14 protein-coding genes are annotated in these 22,753 nt (G+C 37.2%); 12 read left to right on the forward strand and 2 right to left on the reverse strand.

Translation table 11 applies throughout. The features are described from left to right. Window positions 1-11 precede the first annotated feature (11 nt). The 6 genes from LVD51_RS06240 (at window position 12) to LVD51_RS06265 (ending at window position 10,650) form a co-directional block, all read left to right on the forward strand. The gene (locus tag LVD51_RS06240) at window positions 12-764 is read left to right on the forward strand and encodes an ABC transporter ATP-binding protein (RefSeq protein ID WP_236970344.1); all 753 of its coding nucleotides are present in this window, start codon (window positions 12-14) and stop codon (window positions 762-764) included. Beyond that, entirely contained in the window at window positions 754-2,211 is a 1,458-nt protein-coding gene (locus LVD51_RS06245; protein ID WP_236970345.1) for an ABC transporter permease subunit, read from the forward strand. The genes LVD51_RS06240 and LVD51_RS06245 overlap by 11 nt, the downstream gene beginning before the upstream one ends. Window position 2,212: 1 nt before the next feature. Beyond that, a complete protein-coding gene (locus LVD51_RS06250; RefSeq protein ID WP_236970346.1) occupies window positions 2,213-3,643 on the forward strand; it encodes a DUF3526 domain-containing protein in 1,431 nt (476 codons plus the stop codon). Beyond that, window positions 3,636-5,990 carry an outer membrane beta-barrel family protein gene (locus LVD51_RS06255; protein WP_236970347.1) on the forward strand — a complete coding sequence of 785 codons (2,355 nt, stop codon included), beginning with the start codon at window positions 3,636-3,638 and terminating at the stop codon, window positions 5,988-5,990. Before LVD51_RS06250 ends, LVD51_RS06255 begins: the two co-directional genes overlap by 8 nt. Window positions 5,991-6,579: 589 nt before the next feature. After that, complete coding sequence (locus LVD51_RS06260; RefSeq protein WP_236970348.1) at window positions 6,580-8,382, forward strand: UvrD-helicase domain-containing protein; 1,803 nt, start codon at window positions 6,580-6,582, stop codon at window positions 8,380-8,382. A 1,491-nt stretch (window positions 8,383-9,873) separates the two neighbouring features. Further along, window positions 9,874-10,650 (forward strand): universal stress protein, encoded by a 777-nt coding sequence (locus tag LVD51_RS06265; protein ID WP_236970349.1) that lies wholly within the window; start codon window positions 9,874-9,876, stop codon window positions 10,648-10,650. A 126-nt stretch (window positions 10,651-10,776) separates the two neighbouring features. On the opposite strand, the gene LVD51_RS06270 is transcribed toward LVD51_RS06265, so the two are convergent. Further along, window positions 10,777-12,168, reverse strand: a complete 1,392-nt coding sequence (locus tag LVD51_RS06270; protein WP_236970350.1) for a vanadium-dependent haloperoxidase — start codon at window positions 12,166-12,168, stop codon at window positions 10,777-10,779. 21 nt (window positions 12,169-12,189) lie between these two features. Further along, window positions 12,190-12,675 (reverse strand): hypothetical protein, encoded by a 486-nt coding sequence (locus LVD51_RS06275; protein WP_236970351.1) that lies wholly within the window; start codon window positions 12,673-12,675, stop codon window positions 12,190-12,192. A 220-nt stretch (window positions 12,676-12,895) separates the two neighbouring features. Between LVD51_RS06275 and LVD51_RS06280 the strand changes: the two genes are divergently transcribed. The 6 genes from LVD51_RS06280 to LVD51_RS20120 all read left to right on the forward strand — a co-directional run bounded on the left by LVD51_RS06280 (window position 12,896) and on the right by LVD51_RS20120 (window position 22,293). Continuing rightward, window positions 12,896-13,573, forward strand: a complete 678-nt coding sequence (locus LVD51_RS06280) for a response regulator (RefSeq protein WP_236970352.1) — start codon at window positions 12,896-12,898, stop codon at window positions 13,571-13,573. Between the two features lie 59 nt (window positions 13,574-13,632). Next, window positions 13,633-15,015, forward strand: coding sequence for a sensor histidine kinase (locus LVD51_RS06285; RefSeq protein WP_236970353.1), 1,383 nt, complete (start codon window positions 13,633-13,635; stop codon window positions 15,013-15,015). 9 nt (window positions 15,016-15,024) lie between these two features. Then, complete coding sequence (locus LVD51_RS06290; RefSeq protein ID WP_236970354.1) at window positions 15,025-16,365, forward strand: vanadium-dependent haloperoxidase; 1,341 nt, start codon at window positions 15,025-15,027, stop codon at window positions 16,363-16,365. Between the two features lie 148 nt (window positions 16,366-16,513). Continuing rightward, window positions 16,514-17,329, forward strand: a complete 816-nt coding sequence (locus LVD51_RS06295; protein WP_236970355.1) for an AraC family transcriptional regulator — start codon at window positions 16,514-16,516, stop codon at window positions 17,327-17,329. Between the two features lie 195 nt (window positions 17,330-17,524). Further along, window positions 17,525-17,893 (forward strand): VOC family protein, encoded by a 369-nt coding sequence (locus LVD51_RS06300; protein WP_236970356.1) that lies wholly within the window; start codon window positions 17,525-17,527, stop codon window positions 17,891-17,893. Between the two features lie 302 nt (window positions 17,894-18,195). Continuing rightward, on the forward strand, window positions 18,196-22,293 hold the full coding sequence (locus tag LVD51_RS20120; protein WP_236970357.1) for a response regulator: 4,098 nt from the start codon (window positions 18,196-18,198) through the stop codon (window positions 22,291-22,293). The last annotated feature ends 460 nt before the right edge of the window (window positions 22,294-22,753 follow it).

The following is a 22,753-nucleotide window of genomic DNA, read 5'->3' on the forward strand; positions in this document are numbered from 1 at the left end:
AAATGGTGACCATGCTAGAGACTAAAAATCTAACAAAGAAATTCGGAGATTTTACTGCCCTTCACAATTTAAACCTCAAAGTCAACTCTGGGGAGATTTTCTGTTTATTGGGCGCCAATGGTGCGGGAAAATCGACGACCATCAATCTCTTCCTCAATTTTTTAAAGCCTAGTTCGGGACAAGCATTGATCGATGGTTTAGATGTTTGCCAATATCCGTTGGAGACGAAAAGCCGATTTACCTATATTCCAGAAAATCTTCGACTTTATCCTCAATTAACAGGGTTAGAGAATTTGGATTTTTTTTATGGCTTATCTCATACACAAAATCAGGGATTGCCCAACACTGGTAAGGTCTCAAAAGATCAATTAATAGAGGTGTTAAATGAGGCAGGACTGCCGAGTGAATTTTTACATAGAAGGGTGAGTAGTTATTCTAAGGGGATGAGACAAAAGGTGGGAATTGCTCTAGCGATGGTGAAAAATGCCCAAGTATTGCTTCTGGACGAGCCTACATCTGGACTAGACCCACAAGCGAGCAATGAATTTTCTGAACTATTAATTCGAATGAAGTCCAAGGGTGTTGCCATACTTATGGCCACCCATGACCTTTGGCGAGCTAGGGATACAGGAAGCCATATAGGGATCATGAAGCAAGGACATCTATTGGAATCTTTCGAAGCCACCACCATTTCTCATAGCGATCTCGAATCTCTTTATCTAAGCCATATGTACAGACACAAAACTCCTATACGTGAAGAATAGTGCGATATACCGTATTGTGATAAAGGATTTTGTCGTATCCATACGGAGTGGGAAATTTTGGACTTTGGCTGGATTTGTATTCATCTTTGCCAGTGTGTCCTTGTGGTTGGGGCAAAGCCAATACAACAGAGTGTCTACGATAAAAGCGGAAGCAATACAACAGGCCCGTCATCAATGGGAAAACCAGGGTGAAAAAAATCCTCACGGAGCCGGACATTTTGGCTCAGTGGCTTTTAAACCAATTACCCCTTTGTATATGATAGAGGCCGGGCTTACCGATTATGTAGGGGAATGGGTTTACTTAGAAACACATAAACAAAACAGTGCTGAAAAACGACCAGCCAATGATCGTTCCGTATTATTTCGATTTGGTCAAATTACCCCAGGATTCCTTTTTCGTTTTCTTATTCCCTTATTTGTAATCTTACTCGGTTACTCGACATTTAGTTCCGAAAAAGAGCAAAATACACTTCGGATGCTATTGAGTCAAAGTATCACATCTAAGGAGCTATTTTATGGCAAATTGCTCAGTATGTTTCTACAATTGGCCATCATGATTGTGCCGGTTTTTCTGGTGACGATGGGCATGTTTCTGATGCAAGACTTTAGCCCATTTATCCCCCATATGTTTATCTTGTTTATGGCATATGTGTTATATCTGTCTACATTTGTTTTCATTGCTATTGGCATATCTGCAAGATCTCGAACCTCGGGGAGTGCTCTAATTTTGTTGTTTGCATTTTGGTTGATATCCACGATTTTAATCCCAAGGTTAACAGTGACCATATCGGAGATACTCTCACCGCCATTTTCATCATTTGATCTAAAGGTGACTCATGATGAGAAGCAGGACAATAAATATGTGTATGGATATAAAGGAAGGGATGATTTTTCGGAAATGTATGCTGAAATTGAAAGCGAGTTGATGCAGGAATACGGTGTTGGCGATGCCGATAGTCTAGAGGTAAATCCATTCGGTTTTGCGATAGAAAAAACAGAGGAAGAAGGACAGATAATTTATGATAAAACCTTTGGTCAAATCAACGATTTGTACAAAAGTCAAAATAAACTCCATCGAAAGAGTGTAGCATTCTCTCCTTTGTCTGCCTTGCATTTTTTGTCCATGGGGCTGGCCCATAATGATCTCCAAGCCCATGAAGATTTTCTAGATCAGGCCGAGGAATATCGACGAGATTTGATGAAAACACTGAATATGGATATTGCGTACAATTCGAGAAAGGGCAAAAACAACGAAGAGGGGAATAGTCACTTGCCCTATGTTCAGGGTGAAGAGTTTTGGAAAAGTATCCGAACATTTGAATACGATGAACTGGGGCTGATCAAGATAATAAGTAACCATAAATACGATGTAATTTCTCTTTTTCTTTGGTTTTTCGCTTCTGCTTTTTTTGCTAATTGGTCTGTAAAAAAACTAAAAATTAATTGATTTGATTAGGCATATTTTCAAATACGAATGGAAAAAAGGGTGGGCAGATCGATCATTGATTATTGCCGGTTTTGCAATAGTACTTTTGACAGGTATATCCATTGAGAGTGGTATGCAATGGTTATCTTTTCAGCAGACTACACTACAAAAGATAAATCGAGCGGAAGAAGTTCAGTTGACTACTATATTGAAGGACATAAAAAAATATGAATCCAATGATTCCGATACTACCTTTATTAAACTCAATAGTCCCCAGCATCCTATTATCATGTATGCATCCAAAAGAGGGTATACTTCAAAGCCGCCCTCTGTCATGACGGGTTTTGCCATCGGACAATCCGACCTGTATCCCTATTATAGACTCTTTACTGGTATTGAAGATCAACTTCTTCTCGTGGAAGATGAAATACAAAACCCGATGAATTTGCTTATAGGGAAACTGGATTTGGCCTTTGTTATCATTTATGTTTTACCCTTGATTGTAATCGCTTTAGGTTTTAATTTAATGTCAGGAGAAAGAGAGGCAGGCACCTTTAAATTAGTTAGGAATCAAGGTATACGGCCAAGAAAATATTTGTTATTCAAATTATTTTTTCGGTTTCTATGGATATTCGGTATATTCATCATATTCACCATTCTATATACTGCGTTGAGATTTCCACAAATATTAAATATAAGCGGTATTGTTCTTTTAGCCAAGATCTTGGGACTAACGGCTCTCTATATATTGTTCTGGCATTCCTTGGTCTTTTTGGTTAATGCATATGGTAAAAATTCTGAAGTCAATGGTTTGGTATTGGTTGGATGTTGGGTATTTTATCTATTTCTCCTTCCTTCCATTATTGGTACTATGGCAGAAATTTCTTTTCCTGTCCCTTCTCGGAATCTTCAGATATTGGAGGAGAGAAATCACAATATAAGTATAGATAGTGAAGAAGCTTTACGGGATTATTTAAATCGTTTTCCAGAACTTGTACCCAAAAGTTTAGAAAAGGATTCTATACAATTAATTGATTGGTATCCAGGTTTTTTAGCCATGCAAGATTCGATATTTCAGTTGGATGGGCAGTATAAAAATCAAGTCTGGGATCAATTGATAGGTCAGCAGGAATGGGTGAAAAAGGCGGCATTTTTGTCTCCAGCCATAATGATGCGATTATCCTTAGATTTTATTTCTAAAAATGACCTCTTTCATTTTTCAACCTATCAGAAAAAACATGATGAATATATAGTGAAATGGCGTAAATACCTTGGGAAATATATTTTTCGTCAAAAAAAATTAGCCGCTACAGATTTGGAGGACCTGCCTCGGTGGTCTTTCGATTATCAACCCGATTCAAATATTTTTATTGGGATCTATGCGATTATTCTTACGGTAATGAGTTTAGTATGCGGTCTCGGTGCCAATCTAAAATTAAATAAAAATGATTAGAGCAGTAATATTGAGCTTGATTTTCCCATTATTCTCGTTTTCCCAAGAAATTTTCATCGATGGCGTAGTTGTCGATGATGAAAATGATCCACTAATAGGTGTTAATATTTTTGTTCAGAATATGTCGACAGGTACCTTGACTGATTTGGATGGAAAGTTTGAGCTTAGGGTCAATAGAGGTTCTGTTTTAGTTTTTTCCTATCTCGGTATGATATCGAGCGAATTTACAGCAAATAGAGATACTACTTTGAAAGTCACTTTGCTGAGAGATGTCCAAACCCTTGATGAAGTAGTTATTGTTTTCGAAAAACCCGAAGTTGAAGTTGACAAGGGTAAAATCACCTATAATGTAGCTGACAATTCGACAAATGCAGGAAGTTCTGGTTTTGACCTTTTGAAGAGAATTCCCGGTATTGTAGTAGATCAAAGTGACAATATATTATTCAGAGGATCTAATGGTGTCAATGTGTTGATCGATGGAAAAATGAGTTATTTATCGGGCAGTCAATTGGCTATTTTTCTACGAGGATTAAGTGCCGATGACGTCGAAAAGATTGAATTAGTCAGTAATCCTTCTGCTGCCTTTGATGCTGAGGGCAATTCTGGTTTGATCAATATAGTAACCAAAAAGCAAAGAGCCAAAGGTTATGCATTGACTTTAAGATCTAATGTTGCAAAGAGTAAAAATTTTTGGAGAAACAATCAGAATGTTTCTGGAAGTATCAATAGCGGAAAATGGAGAGGTTTTGCTACTCTCGATTACAATACACCCCATCAATATAGCGAAGGGGAAAGTGGTAACCATATTGTGGAAAATGGAGAAGAAATTTCATTAGTGAGAAAAAATACTGTACCATATAATATTTATTTTTACACCTGGAAAGTTGGCGGAGAATGGGATATAAGTCCCCAACATCAAATTGGTTTAGGCTATCATGGATATCTGGATGATTTTTCGGGTAATAAAAGTTCAAACGTAGAGAAAACTCGGTTGGATAATAGTTTACACTCCAGAGTGATTTCTACCTATGAATTGGATGAACCCTATCACTATGATGGTTTAAATATTGACTATAAGTACGATATTGACACCTTGGGGAAAATCTTGACTGCCGATGCCCGATACATATCTTATCGGAATTTTTCTGAGGGTTTATTAGTTGGTGACCATTACGATGTGAGAGATGAATTGTTTCTCACCAATACATTGAAGATCCATCAGCCCGGATTTATAAAAATAAAATCAGTGCAGGCAGATGTCGATTTGCCTTATCGAGGTATTGATATAAAGTCGGGGTTGAAATATGCTGAGGCGAGTAACGACAACAATTTCAGTTCTGAAGAAAAAACAGAAAATGGTTTTGTTATTATCCCAGATAGAACCAATCACTTTACCTATCAAGAAGAGATTGGCGCCGCCTATGCATCATTATCCAAATTGCTGGGAAGGGCAGAAGTAGAGCTAGGACTGAGATATGAATATACCAGGGCCAAAGCCCTATTGATTGATGGTTCTTTGGACAAAGAATGGGAGTATTCCCAGTTTTTTCCGAATCTATCGTTAAGTTATCCATGGCGGGATAAACACAAAATTAATTTTGCCATTAGTCGAAGAATTAATCGACCTAAATATTCAAGCTTAAATCCTGTAAGGTGGTATAGCGATGAATTTTTTTATTATTCGGGAAATCCAGATCTCATTCCGGAAATAGGATGGAATTTTTCGACTTCGTATTCACTTCTTAATAAATATATTTTCACCGCAGAATATCGCAAACGCAGTGATTATATTTCTCAACAACTTTCATTCGATGAAAATGGTGTGACTGTGCGTTCTCAAAGTGCCAATTTTGATAATTTTGACCAGTTTGATTTTAATTTAATTGCCCCTTTTAGTGCTTTTGGATTTTGGGATCTGCAATTTTTTACTGGACTGAATTACACTGAATACCCGATTTCTGAGCATTCAGTGGAAAAGAGGTTAAAAAATTGGGCATTATCTCTTTCCTTGCAACAGCAATTAGAAATTATGGATCATTATGAGGTAGATATTACTATGCGATATATTCCTTCTGGACTTTATGGAGTGTATTTAACCGATGATGTTTTTTACACCGATATCGGTATCAGGCGTTCCTTTTTCGAAGATAAACTAGATGTAATGTTTTCTGTTTCCGATGTTTTTAATGGTTATTATTTTCAAGGTAAATCCCAAAGTTCTATTACGGATTATCACTACTATAACAAGCCTGATTCCCGAAGATTATCACTTACCGTCCAATATTATTTGGGAGGGGAGTTGTTGAAAGCCAAATCTTCAAGAACGGATGAAGAACGGCGACTGTAGAAGTAATACGAATTACGTTGCAGTCAGGCCGGGGTGAACGAATGAAGTACAAAGTACCGTAGACCGTAAATCGGTTTAGATGAGAGAAGTCATGCCCACCGTGGCATGACGAGATTTTATGAAATTCGCTGTTGAATTTTATGCAGCCTCGGCACGGTAATATATTCTATAGGATTTACGTTGCAGTCACGATAATGCGCAATTGCTAACCCACCCACGACACAGTGGTCGTGGTTCCCTCATCAAATGCCTATTTAAGGCATTTGGCTCTTCGAGCTTCATTCGGTCATCCCCAAATTGATAATCAGCTAAGTCTCTTTTGACAAGTCGGTATAAATAAAATTAGACTCAATTGAAAAATTGACGATTATATTGCAAAACAATCCGAGAGAATAGAATCTGAATTACCATTTTACTCTTGTATATACAACCCGGAATTACAACCCAACCACCTGCCTTAAGATAAATAATACAGACCTCTACTGAGAACCTAGATTCCCATTCCCACTTTTATTTACTAACTTCGTAGATTATTCCAGTACTCATCACAGCCCTCTATGTATAGAGCACGACCAAGAGGTGTAAGACCATGAAGTTAACACAAGAACAAAGAGCTATTATCAATTCCAAAGGCAATATTAAAATAAATGCCGTTGCTGGATCTGGTAAAACAACGACCATCATTGAATACGCCAAAACCAGACCGAAAAACAGTAAAATACTCTACCTCGCCTTTAATAAATCTGTTAAACTCGAAGCGGCTAAAAAGTTTGCTGACATAGGATTGAATAATGTCAAGGTCGAAACCGCCCATTCTCTGGCTTATAAACACATTGTTTTTAGGAATAATTACAAAATTAGACTGCAAGGGTATAAAACACATGAAATCGCAGAAATCCTAAGGTTAAAAGGCAACGGTGAAAAACACGCCGAATACATTGTCGCCAATCATATCAATAGATTTATCGCTTATTTTTGCAATAGCGAGAAGGCCAAAGTGCAAGACTTAAATTATTTAGAAATCGTTTCCGATCCAAAGGCCAAGTCCTTTGTTTCTAATTTTTATCCCTTTATCGAAAAACAAACGAGACTGATATTGAGTAAGATGAATAAGGGAGAAATCGATATTACACACGATTTTTATCTTAAAAAATTTCAACTTTCCAATCCCCAGCTCGATTTCGATTATATATTGTTCGATGAAGGGCAAGACGCCTCAGCCGCCATGCTCGATGTGTTTTTTAAACAAAAAGCGGTTAAGGTCATTGTTGGAGATACCCACCAACAAATCTACGGATGGCGATTTGCTGTCAATTCTCTCGAAAAAGCGGATTTTAAGACTTTTCAATTATCTACTAGTTTTAGATTTAGTCAGGATGTTGCCAATCTGGCCATGGAGGTGCTGAAAATGAAAAACCTTATCGAAGTAGATCGTCCCCTACACATCACGGGAAAGGGTAAGCCGGTGAAGGTGAAATCCAAGGCCGTTGTGGCGCGAACCAATCTAGGCCTGTTATTGAAAGCCATTGAATATGTAACCGAGAGGAAGGAAGTTAAGAAAATCTATTTCGAGGGCAATATTAATTCCTATACTTATGCCGATGATGGGGCCTCTCTCTATGATGTGTTAAATCTCTTTAACAAAAATAAGAGTATGATCAGAGACAAACTCATCAAGGGCATGAAGAACATGGATGAACTAGAAGTCTATATTAAAAATACGGAAGACGTACAGTTGGGAATGATGGTAGATATTGTCAAAGAATACGGGAGTAAAATTCCCGGTATTATCAAGGCGATTAAGGACAACCACATCGACAACGACAATAAAGAAAATGCCGAATTGATATTCTCAACTGTGCACCGATGTAAGGGGATGGAATACAATAGCATTGAAATAGTCAACGATTTTATCACCGAAGAAAAATTGGAAAACCTCGTCAATAAAGTCAAAAAAGATGACTTAAACTTTGGCAAACTCAATGAAGAAATCAATCTATTGTATGTAGCCATTACTCGAACCATGAACAGTGTCTACATCCCCGAAACACTAGTGCCCAATGACTGGCCACCTTCAAAGCAAATCCATGTAATGGAAGTGCCTAAGAAAGGAAAAAAGGTCGTAGCTGGACCTAGTCCAAAACCCCAAGTCGTTAAAAAAATCAAGGCAGTAAAAAAACGCAATGTCGAGGAGAAAACCTATACGGTAAACAAAGTAAGGACAAAACATAAAGCCGCTTATAAACCTTGGTCCAAAGCCATGGAAACAGAATTGACAGAAATGTATTACCAAGGTCGAAATTTAAAAGAAATGGCCAGTCATTTTGGAAGGACCACTGGGGCTATTCGGCTAAGATTAATAAAATTAGACCTAGAAGATTTTTACAGGTAAATACAAGATGGCTAGAATGTGAAAAAATTCACTTGGCTATGATCTATCCATAAATGCAGAGTAGAATAATATTGACTTCAATGATCCGATGGAAATTTAATCCATCGATTTGATTAATATAGCAACTACATTCGTTCACCTCGGTACAGTGGCCGTGGTTCCCTCAATGCTATTATATTTTATTGTAAAATGAAATTTTAAGCTTGTCAATTTAAATGCAGTCTCGTCGCAGCACAGTGGCTAAAAACCTATTGAATTACGTTGAGTCCATGCCATTCAAGCTTAGAAAAGTCCTAAAAGCGGCGCACTGAGCTTGGTCGAAGTGGACGTAGTCTAATAGCCGTGGGTGAGGGAGCGAAATACGTAGTTTCCAATGTCCTGAACATGACTGAATGTAACTGAATGAAGTCACGTAGTGACCAAATACCCTCAATGGGTATTTGATGAAGGCGCCAATGCCTCTGCGCATTGGGAGGGAGAGGAAAGAGCAACCAGATGAACTAAATGTTCATCTGATGAAGGAGCCACGACCACTGTGTCGTGGGTGGGTAAGCCAGATGAGTGAAGTCATGCCCACTGCGGCATGACGAGATTCCATACAGTACAAACAAGGTTGATTTGGCGGACTTTTTGCATTGTCAATCTGCTGATACGAAGAGATCGTAACTTTTCATTCCTTGTAATAAGATATTAAGATAAATTGGGCAAAAAGTGTGACAAATCCATGTGAATACATCAGTGATTCAGATCAAAGTCATAGATTATCGGATGACGAATTACGTTGCAGTCAAGCCGGATCACAGTGGTCACCTACCCACCCAATGCACTCTTGCAGAACCAATATAATGTAAAAAGAGAAAAGTCCTGAAAGGACGTAGTCTAATAGCCGTGGGTTTTCAACCCACGGTATAAAGATATGCCAAGGTTGATTTGGCGGACTTTTTGCATTGTCAATCTGCTGATACGAAGAGATCGTATCTTTTCATTCCTTGTAATAAGATATTAAGATAAATTGGGCAAAAAGTGTGACAAATCCATGATTATCTCAATTAGTAGAATTATAAATTTATTTGATATAATATTAGCCACATCAGTCTTAATATTTTAGCTTTCAGTCAAATATGTTAATGTAATTTGACTTCAAATCCTTGTTTTTTAATTTCTCTGTTAGCCCTTAAACACAGACAAAATTCATGAGTCGGGATTAGTAATGGATACAAAATGAGTCGAGAATTGTAGAAAGTCATGAAGATCAACAGATTTATGCGTATTTTTATTGGGAGATGTTGAGTTGTGGTCGAATAAAGTAATGAATATTCAATGAATTTCATTATTTCAGTTTGCGGCAAACACTAGATCAATGATGCTTGAAAGTATCTATTGATTTGTGAAATTATCTGAAAATAGCATCATTATCTCAATTGTAAATGTAATAAGTATCAAGTATAGTCTAATGGACAATGTATTTTCTCATTAATCTCGAAAATAATTATGAAAAATTTACTTCTGCCCATATCGTTTTCTGAGACTTCAAAAAATGCACTGTACTATGGACATATGATAGTAAATGAATATGGTTCCAACCTAACTTTACTCCATTGCTATTCAGAATTTAAATACAATAGAGAGTATAATTTTACACCGTTTAGTTACGATGAAGGTATTCGAAAAAAGCTGGTTGAATTCTATAATAAAAATATAAAAAGCAATGATCATCGAGCTATTAGAGTTCTAACTAGACAAGGTTCTATTTCTGATTATATCAGTGAAATAAGCCATAGATACGACCTGGTGGTTTTGAGCAGGAAAACCAGTCCACTGACAAAATCTAAACGGAGATTGGCTGATAAAGTCTATTTTTTGACCTCGATATCGAATTGCCCTGTATTGCTTATGCCTTCTAAAAGAATTGATTTTTCTTTTTCTAAAATCAAAAAAATCTGGCATATTCAGAGAATGGGCATTGAGAATGAGGTGGTGCAGCGTGAAACAGTAAAATTTAGAATAGAACCCAACTTGATAACGACAAAGTCACTACAGCAAAAGAATTTTACTTCAGTCTTGTGGCGTAATATAGTCCAATACACGAAGACCCACGACGAAACAGAATTGAAAATAGTTCAAGAGTCCTATGCTGATGAAAACATTGATTTAATCATCTTAGTGAACCATAGAAAAACAGTCTTTCAAAAATTCTTAAAGGACGATACTTTTCAGATTATTAACCAATTTGACATTCCAATATTGGTATTGCCATTCAAAGAGTAATACCAAATACGTTTATAATTGATAAGCTCACCACCCACGACCACTGCATCGTGGGTGGTAGGCTTATCAATTATATATGCAATTCGTATTATCATCTTTCAATTCGATAATCGTTTCGTATATATTTTATTTAATCCAATCAATTTCGGAATTGACCTTTCGTCCAATTTGTTTGCCCAGTTTTGTTCCCGCTTCAGAATCCATACGGAAATGTACACCCATAGGGATTCTTGAGTAGGCATTCTCTTCGCACATTTCATCAAAACTATTGTATGATCTTGGCGTACCATTAAAATCTTGTCTGCCCTCGTGACATCGATCCGTCATTGCAAAATTACTACCCATGATATTGGTGAGGATAGTAGCTGCTGCTCCTCCAAAGGTTGCATGTCCGGAAGGATAAGTGGGGAATGGAGGTGTGAAATGGTGAGCGCCATCTGGACACATCACAGAATTCCAATCATCATCATTCATCACATTGCGTATATAATCAATGGGACGCAAATAGTTAAATCGATATTTTTCGGCCCATGATCGAATACCGGCATCGGAAAGGGCTATACCTAGTTTGGCATATAAGTACAATGCCTTTTCTACATTATCTATATGGTCTTCTACGACTTGATTTCCGATAGCTATCCATCGTCCAGCAGGTGTAAAGGTTACGATGGGGCAATCATCACTCCAAAATTCTGCAATCCAATGATCTTCTTGATTAAAGCCTTGTTTTATACGATTGACGATATTTCTAGTTTCCAGTGCTTGGGCATAGAGTTGAGAATTTGGGTCTTCACTATATTCCAATGGTGGATCACATTTGTCGTCTTCGGTAGCGACAAATGTTCTCACTTTGCCCCAATATGGAGTCAATGCCGGTGTATAATCCGGGTAGGTCGGCTGCCACAATCCCGTTCCCGAAGGGGGGAGGTAATTGGGGTCGGTATTATTTAAATATCCTTCATGACCAAACTCATCTTCAGTCGACCATTGGAATACTGCATTCGCAATATTTTTTCCGTGAGATATGGATCGCTGTCTTACATCTGCGGGATCAGAAATGCCGATTTTATCATAAATAGAATTCGATAAAGAGATCATTTTAGCTTGTTGTTCGGTCGGAGCAGTTTCAAAAAAATGCTGAAAAGCTCTTTCATAAGCGGAGTTCAGGACCAATGCCCAATTGTATTCTACTCCTTTGGTATATTCGGGAATGGATAGGCCCGGTAGTTGACTGGCAATAGATCTAAAATGATCTGATCTTCCCGGTATGATGGCTTCATAGGCAGTGATTCCGATATAACCCATGGTACGAGAAGATACGGTAGGACGGTATCCTGGAGTAAATCTCTCAATCTCGAGTAAAAATTTATTCCACTGTAAAGCGATGTCTGGACCTAAGATAAGATCGGGAGTTTCTTCTATTTCAATGAATTCGTCTTGGGTACAAGAACTAATAAAAAATAGTAATAATAAATTGACAAATATTACTAACTGGTATTTTTGTAAAACTCTATTCATGGTAATTATTATTATCGATTTCTATAAACAAGTATCAGATTTAATGTCATTGATTTCTCTTCTCAATTGGGATATAGTCTCCGGGGAATTAATTTCTGTCATAGCATTTTCAATCTTCATTTCGAGATCTTGATTCTGGAAGTTCAATGTTCTCACAGAATCAGCCATTTTTATATCATAGGCTTCCATTTTGGCGATAATGGCGTAAATAGAATCTCCTAGTATTTCGTAAGAATCCACATTTCTAAGTAAATGAGCATTTTTCAAATTGATGATGGTTTCTCTTTCTTTGTCTGGGATACCGTCAGGCAGTAGTTTTTCCACTTCTTTTAGTGCAATGGACCAGACAGAATCTGTCTTTACACGAATTTCGTTGATGGTACACGAATTGATTTTAATATCTCGAGCCCATTGATGTATTTCAACATATTCTGCTTTACAAGAAAGCAAGACAAACAATATTACAGCCGTCAGTATGTATGATATTTTTAGACTTAAATTCTTCATTTTTTATATATTATGGATATAGTTGAATAAGCCTAGTATTTAGCTAAATGTTATCATTTTAGACCCATTTGAAAATCATGCCAAATATAGATCAATGTTCGTTCCATTTATCTCTAGATTTCCTTAGAATTTACTTAGAATATCAAGTGGGCAATCTTATATTATCGAAAAAAATTGCATCTTGTGTCTATAACTTTTAGATATTAACAAACTGGATTTTATGAAGATACTCTTGATTGAAGATGAAGAAAAAGTAGTAAAGTCTTTAAGCAAGGGATTGAGTGAAAACGGCTTTACTGTTGATTTTTCAACGAATGGAGAGGAAGGATTTTTCAAAACCCAAGAAAATGACTACCATTTAATTATTACCGATGTCATTATGCCGGGAATGAATGGCGTTGATTTGGTGAAAAAGATAAGAGATCTTGATCTTAAGACCCCTATTCTTATGATAACGGCACTTGGAGAAATTGACGATAAAATTATTGGATTGGAGTCAGGGGCAGATGATTATTTGGTTAAACCCTTTGAGTTTAGGGAGCTTTTGGCGCGGATAAGGGCTTTGATTCGTCGAAGTAATGAATTGAAATCCAACAATGGAATCCTGCGATTTGAGGATTTGGAAGTTAATACCAGTACATTAGAAGTCAAAAGACTGGACAAAATAATAGATTTAACGCCTAAAGAATTTGCGTTAATAGAATATTTTTTAAATAATACCGGTCGAGTTATTTCAAAAACGGAAATTGCCGAAAAAGTTTGGGATATAAATTTTGAAACAAATACCAATGTAATCGAAGTCTATGTATCTTACCTCCGAAATAAAATAGACAAACCATTCCCATCTCGATTAATTCATACTGTTTTTGGATCGGGATATATATTGAAAAAAGAATAATACTTTATGAAGTCATGTAGTATTGAGAAGGTCATACATTCAATTTAAAGGACGAACCGATGCAGATTCGCACAAAGATTACCCTTCAATTTATCGGAATCGTAGCAGTAATACTCGTTATTGCTATGGCTTATATCCATTTTCAGTTTAAGACCTCTCTTCAAAAAGAATTTTATAATAATTTGGAATCCAAGGCATTGATGATGGGTGAAATGATAGTCGGTAAAACGGTAATCGCCAAACCACTAGAAGGATCACACAAGGATGTAATAGATGGTTTTTCTGATATTTACAAAGAAAATATTTCGATTTTTGATACTGAGGGAAACCGTATCTATTCATTTAAACATTCATTATTACCTCTGCCACCAGATATTATTTCAAAAGTTTTGGAAACGAATAATCATAAGTTTAAAATGGGTGACCTCAATGCTATAGGGGTAAAATATTTAAATCAAAAAGGTCTGACATATATAGTAGTAGCCGAAGCTGCATTTAGTTCAACCCACTTAAAACGATTGACTTATATTCTGAATTGGGTCTTTTTTCTATCTGTTATCCTCGTCGCATTTGGGGGTTGGTTCTTATCCCACCAAGCCCTACTTCCCCTCATCGGAGTGATGAATCAAGTAGACAAAATTTTACCGACCAACTTAGGCAGAAGATTGTCCACTCCCAGTCAAAAAGATGAATTGTCGCGACTGGTATTGACCTTTAATCAAATGCTAGATCGAATTCAAAATGCTTTTAATTCTCAAAAGATGTTTCTGTCGAATATCTCCCATGAATTAAAAAACCCTCTTCACGTGATTATCTCCCAAATCGAAATAGTATTGGATAAGGAGAGAAATAGTGAAGAATACAAGGAAGTATTGTCTTCTGTATTGACCGATACTCGAGAACTCAATGAAATGGCAACGAAACTAATGCAATTGGCGCGGATAAATTCCGATGGATCCTCGGTAAAATTTGCCCTTTGTAGAATCGATGAGATACTTTGGCAATCCAAAATTTTATTAATCAAACACCATCCGGAATACACCATCAAACTCAACATTATAAGCCTACCGGAGAAAGAGGCTAATTTAAATATTCAAGGCAATGAACATTTATTGAAAATTGCCCTTTTAAATTTAATGGATAATGGTTGTAAGTACAGTCCGGACAAAACGGTGCAAGTTAAGATCACCTATGAATTGGATTTGGGCTTTGAGATTACCATAAATGACAACGGACCTGGAATAGCAGAAAAGGATCTTCCTTTTATTAAGGATGCATTTTATCGGGGGAATCGCCATACTGAGGTGAAAGGATCTGGAATTGGATTGGCATTGGCAGACAGTATTTTTAAACTGCACTCTGTTATTATGTCGATAGAGTCCAGTTCTGAACAGGGAACATGTATCCGATTGCGATTTCCGTTTACTAAAAAAGTTAAATAAAACTTCTATATGACAAAAAGGGTAAAGTCCTTTACGATGTATTTATTTTTATTGATTGTGATGTCATGTCAGAATCAATCTCTCTGTGATTTGAAGAAAAGTGACCCGATTTCCCAGCTTGTAGTTGATTGGTACCGACATATGCTTTTGTCAGAGATTCATACCGAAGGTTATCGAGCACCAGTAGCTGCACGTGCTTTTGCTTACATTGGATTGGCTGGTTACGAAACGATTCGTCCCAATCTACCTGCTGACTATATTTCTTTTGGAGAGGAAATGGCTGGCCTTGAATTGCCAGTTATCGATTCTATTGATTATTACCACGAAGGCATTGCTCTCAACAGTTGTTTTGCTTACCTCGAGTTTTTTTTCTACAATTCAAATCGACCGGCTTTGAAGATGGCCAAGAAAAAACTGGAGGAATCTTGGGACGAATTTTGGGCGAAATCCATGGCGCCTAACACTTTGAAGTATTCAAAAAAAATGGGGCGTAAAATAGCTGAAGCCATATGTCAATGGTCTGCTACCGATGAATATGGCCACCTAAGTCAATTGCATAATTACGATCGAGACTATATTCCCCCCTCAGGGAAGGGAAAATGGCAACCCTCAATAAATTTTCCCATGCCGCCTATGCTTCCTTCATGGGGCAAAGTACGCACCTTTATGGTCGATGCAGATCAGTTCCCCGCCAGAGCTCTGCCACAATTTTCAGAGAATCCAGATTCCATTTATTTTAAACAAGCCATGGAATTATATGCCCTCGGCAATCCCCTTTCTCCAGAAAACAAATGGATAGCAGAGTATTGGCACGACGATCATCCCGGATTAACCATTACACATCCCGGTCACTGGATATCCATTGCCTTGCAAACCATAGAAACCAGTCAAGCTTCATCAGATCTAGCCATAGAGACTATGCTCAAAGTGGGAATTGCTCTTTCAGATGCCTCGGTTACTTCGTGGAAATCTAAATACATATACAATCTCGAGCGGCCAGAAGTATTTATCAATCGCAATATTTCCAGTACGTGGAGATCTCATTTGCCGGCACCATCCCATCCCTCTTATCCCTCTGGACATTCAACCTGTGGAGCAGCTGTAACTACCATATTAGATAAGCTTTATGGAGCAGAGTTTTACTTAACCGATAATAGCCATGTGGACAGGAGTGAATTAAAATTGGCTTCTCGCTCTTTTTCTTCTTTTAGAGAAATGTCATTAGAGAATTCTGTTTCCCGCATGCTTTTGGGAGTACACTATAGAATGGACTGCGAAGAAGGTCGCAGGATAGGACGATTGGTGGGTGAAGAAATATCCCAATTCGATTTGCAATCGAGTAAAGAATAATTTGTCCAATTTAGTCGGTTAGGAGAAAACGAGATAAAAATCTGTAATTTTAATCGATGATAGTGTTTCAATGAAATCAAATAAATTCGTATAAGTCTTGAATTCCAGTAGTCAATACCTTATGCAAGATCTGGTAAACAATCCATTCATGAATTATCAAACCTTTCAACCACATATAGATTTACAATCACTGGTAAGTTGTTATTGGACCTTGGAAGTTCCTGCTCAACCCGATGCGCAAAGACAGCGGATTATACCAGACGGTTGTATTGAAATGGCATTTATTCTGGGAGACGACATCAAACGATATACTTCCCAAGATGAATTTATCATACAACCTCGAGCAATGGTTCTCGGACAAACTATGGAGCCCTTTTACATCGAACCAACGGGATACGTTAATACCTTCGCCATTCGATTTCATCCCTATGGTTTTGCAAACTTGGTTTCGGTTCCGATAAAAAATTTAGCCAATAAAGAGACTCCAATATCAGAGCTTTTCGATCAAAATGTAGCTATAGAATTAGAGCAAAAAATAATTGAGGCAAACGATAATAGTGAACGAATAGGAATTATAGAAAATTTTCTTTTTAATACTTTGAATGATAAGACCACAATTGATACTATCGTAAAAACCACCGTTGATACCCTTTTGTTGACCAATGGAAGTACATCAATCAGCAATATTCTCAAAGACAATACATCCCAACGCAGACAGTTGGAAAGGAAATTTGTAAAACAAATTGGCGTGAGTCCCAAGCAGTTAAGTAAAGTAATCCGATTGCAAGCTGCTTTAAAAATGTTGCTGAACCATAAGGCGGAAAACCTGACCGACATTGCATATGAAAACGAATACTTCGACCAAGCCCATTTTATAAAAGACTTTAAGGAGTTTACAGGAATTAATCCCAAAGCTTTTTTAGGGAACGAAAACATGGCGCTCTCTAGCCTTTTCTACAAATAGTTTAATTGTCGCATTTTTACAATTTTTGTCGCCGTTAGACATTTAGTTTTGTCTTGTCACCAAGAACAATACAAAATGAAATCAATCCTAGTTTTTGTAGCCTTAATCATTTCATATAGCATAATTGCCTGTAACAATGGGAATAATGCCAAAGCTGTCGACATTAATTCTAACATAAATCAAAATACAAAGGAAATGAAAAGTCATCTTTCAATTTTTGAAATTCCGGCTACCGAGATTTCTCGAGCCGTAAATTTTTATCAAGCCATATTGGATATTAACATTGAACAAATGGAAATGCCAGGAATGGAAATGGGTATCTTCCCCTACGAAGACCAAATGGTCACAGGAGTTATCATCAAGGGTGAAGATTACTTACCCTCAGCGCATGGAGTAACCATCTATCTTAACGCCGGAGATAATCTTCAAGTCATTCTGGACAAAGTCGAAAAAAATGGAGGAAAAATTATCCTTCCCAAAACAGCTCACGCAGACGAAAGTGGATTTTTTGCATTGTTTTTAGATAGTGAAGGCAATAGGCTGGGACTCCATTCCCCGAATTAGCGGGAAGGACAATGGGACAATAATATATAAACACAATAGTGGTTTCATCTTCAGTTCGAATTGCTATTGTGTTTTATTTATCCATTTGAATATGATTTCTATGGACGATGTTTTTAGTATGTTAACCCAAGACTTGATCTAGGATTGGCCGAGGAATACCTAACACATAAAGACTCGGGGAAAATAAAATTTCCTTCCATAAATTGTTTATTTCGAAAACTACTGAAATATTATTGTATTTTAGCATAATTATGTATGCTGGCTATCCCAAAAAGTCAATCCTCTACCCATATTATTTCACGGTGATTCTACTCCTTGTAAGAACTGTTACCGGCTTCGGTCAGGTTGGAGTTAATTTGCCAGAGATTCACCCTTCCTATATTACTGATTATTCGGGACAGAATAATTTATTTGCCAATAATTGCTTTGAAAATGTTGTCCAAGATGATCTGGGCCGACTATGGATGAGTTCCTGTGGTAACCTCACCATCATCAATTCTCTGGGATTGACTTATTTTGATGGGTATCAATATTCTCCACTTAGTGTTAAGCAAAAATTGTCCACTTTCTCAAGGTATCAAATTGCAGGATTGAATTTAAATGGAGAATTATATGGTGCAATCGAAAAATCTAATCGAATCTTTAAATTGGATACTGATGAATTAGAAATGGAAGAGGAATCTATACCCTGCTTGCCTACTGAAAAATTAACCATAAAAAATATTGTAGAATACCAACCATCGAAATACTATATTATTTCTCATGATATGGAAAGTGATTCACTCATCTTGATTTCAAAAAATGAAGAAGAGTATTCTCCTATGATTAAAGTAGCCTATCCCCAAGGAATAAAAGGTATGAAGTGGGGCACTCCATTAACCATAGATAATGATGAAATTTGGTTTATGAGTACTGCTCTGCCTTTATTGAAGTACGATATCACCACGGGGAAATTAAAAACCTATACCGAGGATGATTTTAATCGGGACCTTCAGCCAGATTTTGTTATTAACAAACTTCAAACAAAACCCGTTCTTCTTTCGTCGAAGATGAAGAACTTGTATCTGTATTTACCGGATTATTATGGCAATCAGTTTTTTGTCTACCAAAAATCTAATGATAAATTTCAGTCCATGTCAGAACAATTCCCAGTGGAATGGACTCCTGCTGGACTCTTTCAAGACAAGGCCAATAATATCTGTTTTCTGTTTCGCGATGAAGGGAGAAACTACCGAGCCATTCTCGAAGATACACTCGGTAGGAAATACGATTATTCTCCTGTGTTTAATGGACTGCAAACCATTAATCAAATTGAGAGTAAGAATTTTTTTGATGATTTGTTTGTTGTCGGGACAGAAGGACTGAAACACATAACGGTAAATTCTATGGCAGGCATCCAAAATGCATTGACCGGTGAATATATTAGTTCTATGGTGGAGGTAGATGATTCGACCCTACTCGTCAATACCATCGGAGGTGGATGGAAAAAGTTAAATACTCAGTCCTTGATTGACATTCCTTTTCAAGGCCCTAAATGCGGAATTACATCTAGTGCATTTGATCCGGGGATGAAACAACAAATTCACAAAGATGGGCAGGGAAATCTCTGGTTTTTTTCCAATTCAGAATTCATTTCCTATAATCCGAGGTCAAATACCTGTACATCCTTTTCGTTGGGAAGAAAGTTTAATCTATTTGAATATTTAAATGATTCTGTCGCTGTTTTGGGAAGTAATTTTGATTTGCAGATGTATAATGTAAAGCAAAAAAAATTCCTTCCTTTTCAACGCGGCATGAATATGAAATTGCCCGGTAGGTTAAGAGATTTGCTTCTCGACCAGAATGGAATCCTGTGGATTCCAACCAATAATGGTTTGTTGAATTACAATCCGGATGATAATGTTTTCACTACGGTGTACGGAGAAAGTCATGTAAGATTTACCAGTATCTGTGAAATGAAGGATGGGAAAATCTGGTTGGGTACTTACTTTCAAGGCATATGGATTTATGATTCAGAAACTGGGCATTTTAATAAAATACAAAATAAAGATGGTTTATCAAATAATGCTGTGATGAGTCTTATCTCAGACCATGATGGATATGTTTGGGCAGGAACTGAGTACGGAATCAATGTATTGTCTCCAGAGGGAGAGGTATTGGGGGAATTACATATTGAAGATGGATTGAGTTATGAGGTTTTTGAACGTTTTGATCCCTATAAAGATCAAAATGGTCGACTTTACTTTGGAAGTATCAACGGGATAAATATTTTCCATCCACAAGTGATTCGAAAAAATCTATTGAATAAGCAAAAACTAAATATTTACCTCACCGAGGTTTCTTATTATAATAATGGACAAGATACCACCCTATATAGAGGTTTGACTAAACTTGAAAAATTATCACTTCCAGCCCAACGAAGGTACCTCAACCTCAAATTTGCAATATCTAGTTATATAGATCCTTCGAAGAACCAATACTACTATCAACTTAAGGGATTGGACGATGAATGGAGATCGCTGGGTAGCCAGAGAGAACTCAATCTCAATCATTTACCTGCTGGAGATTTTACCTTATTAATACGGGGAGAGAATTTGAAACACCATGTATCCACACTTCCTATTCAACTATCCATTTATGCCGCAGAATATTTTTACCGGGAATGGTGGTTTTACTTAGTCATCTTTGCTACATTGGTCATTGTAGCCTTGTGGTGGATTAGAAATTTACGACGGCAAAAAGGAATGTTGGAAAGTGAAGTTCATCGGAGAACCAAACAAATCAGGAAGGACAAAGAGACCATCGAAAAACAAGCCCAAGAATTACAAGAACTCGATCAACTCAAAACGCGTTTTTTCAATAATATTTCTCATGAATTGCGTACCCCTCTGACATTAATTACCGCGCCTGTGGAAAAAGCCCTCGTTCAACCTCCCAAAGAGGGGGACAACATTCGAGTTTTACTGCAAAGCATTTATCAAAATTCAAAAAGATTGCTAACTCAGATCAATGGGTATCTAGAATTGTCAAAATTGGATGTCGGTATAAGCAAGGCGGTGAATGCCTCAGTTGATTTTCATCAATTTATGAAAATCGTCATTGAATCATTTATTCCGGCGGCAAAATCAAAAAATATCAATATTGAAACCCATTTTGAAACTGAGGAATCATTGGTCATCGATACGGATAAGGAGAAGTTGGAAACTATTGTAGTCAATATTTTAATTAATGCCATTAAATTTAGTCAAGCTGGAGGAAACATATATGTGAAGGTTCGGGTCAGTGATTATAATGATGAAATTCGAGGGGCGGAGGACAATATGGTCAATGGGATTTTGACCATTGAAGTAGGAGATGAAGGTCCGGGAATAGAAGCAGAAATCTTGCCTTTTATTTTCGATAGGTATTATCAAGGAGGAGATCAAAGACACAAAGGGTCGGGAATGGGATTGGCGATATCCAAAGAATTGACAGAATTGCTCAACGGGACAATATCTGTGCAAAGCAATCTAGGAAAGGGCAGTACTTTTCTGGTCAGTATTCCAGTTCAAAAGAGAAATACCCTAGCTAAGTCTCAACAGGTTATGTTAGTTGAGCCGAGTCTTCCGAAGATAATCCGATCTAATGGGAGTACTAGAATTAAGAAATTCCTCCTCATCGTGGAGGATGATACAGAAATACAGCAACTACTAAAAACCATATTGGCTGAGGATTACAACTTGATTTGCGCCAAACATGGAAAGGATGCTTGGGATCTGATGAAGGACAATCCTGGTGAATCCCTAAAGATTGACGCTATCATTTGTGATTTGATGATGCCGGTAATGGATGGTATGACTCTGCTTAAAAAAGTGAAGGAAGATAAATACTGGAAGAATTGTCCCATTATTGTTCTTTCGGCAAAAGCTGAAGAAGAGGGTAAACTCGAAGTATTACAATTGGGGATTGACGACTATTTGATCAAACCCTTTTCTCCTCGGGAATTGACCATTCGTATAGAGAATATGATAACCAACAATGAAAGTAGACAAAACTTTCAGAACAGTGTGAAAGGTATGGTTTTCGAGGATTTGGAAATGGAAGAAGAGGCTTGGCTTCAAAACATTCAAAACATAATCTTAAATGCTTTGAAAAAGAACATTGAGTGCACTGTTCAGTATGTTTCACAGCAGATAAACCTAAGTGAACGTCAATTGAATCGCCGTTTAAAAAGCCTTAGCGGTCTCTCTCCCAATCAATACATTCGAGAAGTCAAACTTTTGAATGCACGCCATTTGTTGGAACACAAATCTTTGGGTACGGTTGCGGAGGTGGCCTACGCTTCGGGATTTAATTCTCCGAGTTATTTTTCTAAGATATATTATGATCGATTTGGACAAAAACCGGGAGGATATTTTTAAGCAGTAGTCTTGGATTAATACCCTATCCAACTTATCAATTTAAAGGCAGTGTTATCGCAGTGTGATGATTGTCATGATTTATTATTAATACCGAGTCGGAGCACAGTGGCCTAAATACCTATCGAATTACGTTGCAGGCTCGTCTCGGTACGGTGGCCTCGGTTCCTGCAATTTTAATATTATTGAGAAATGTAATTTAATACTTATTAATATCAATGTAGTCTCGTCGCAGCACAGTGGCTCACCCACCCGAGCCCAGTGGTCTCGGTTCCTTCACCCAATCGACATTTAGTCGATTGGATACTTCGTATTTCGTTCAGTCATGCTTCGAACAACTATGCACAGTCATGTACTGCATTCGGTCGTTCTAGATAATATCCCCCGATACTGTCCAAAAAAGTGTGTAAAGTTCAAATATTTAAGATTTTAGTGATTCGAAACAAAAAATTAAAAGATGAAC

The sequence above is a fragment of the Membranihabitans marinus genome, from assembly GCF_021729155.1.
In the GTDB taxonomy this organism is placed as follows: domain Bacteria; phylum Bacteroidota; class Bacteroidia; order Chitinophagales; family Saprospiraceae; genus Membranihabitans; species Membranihabitans marinus.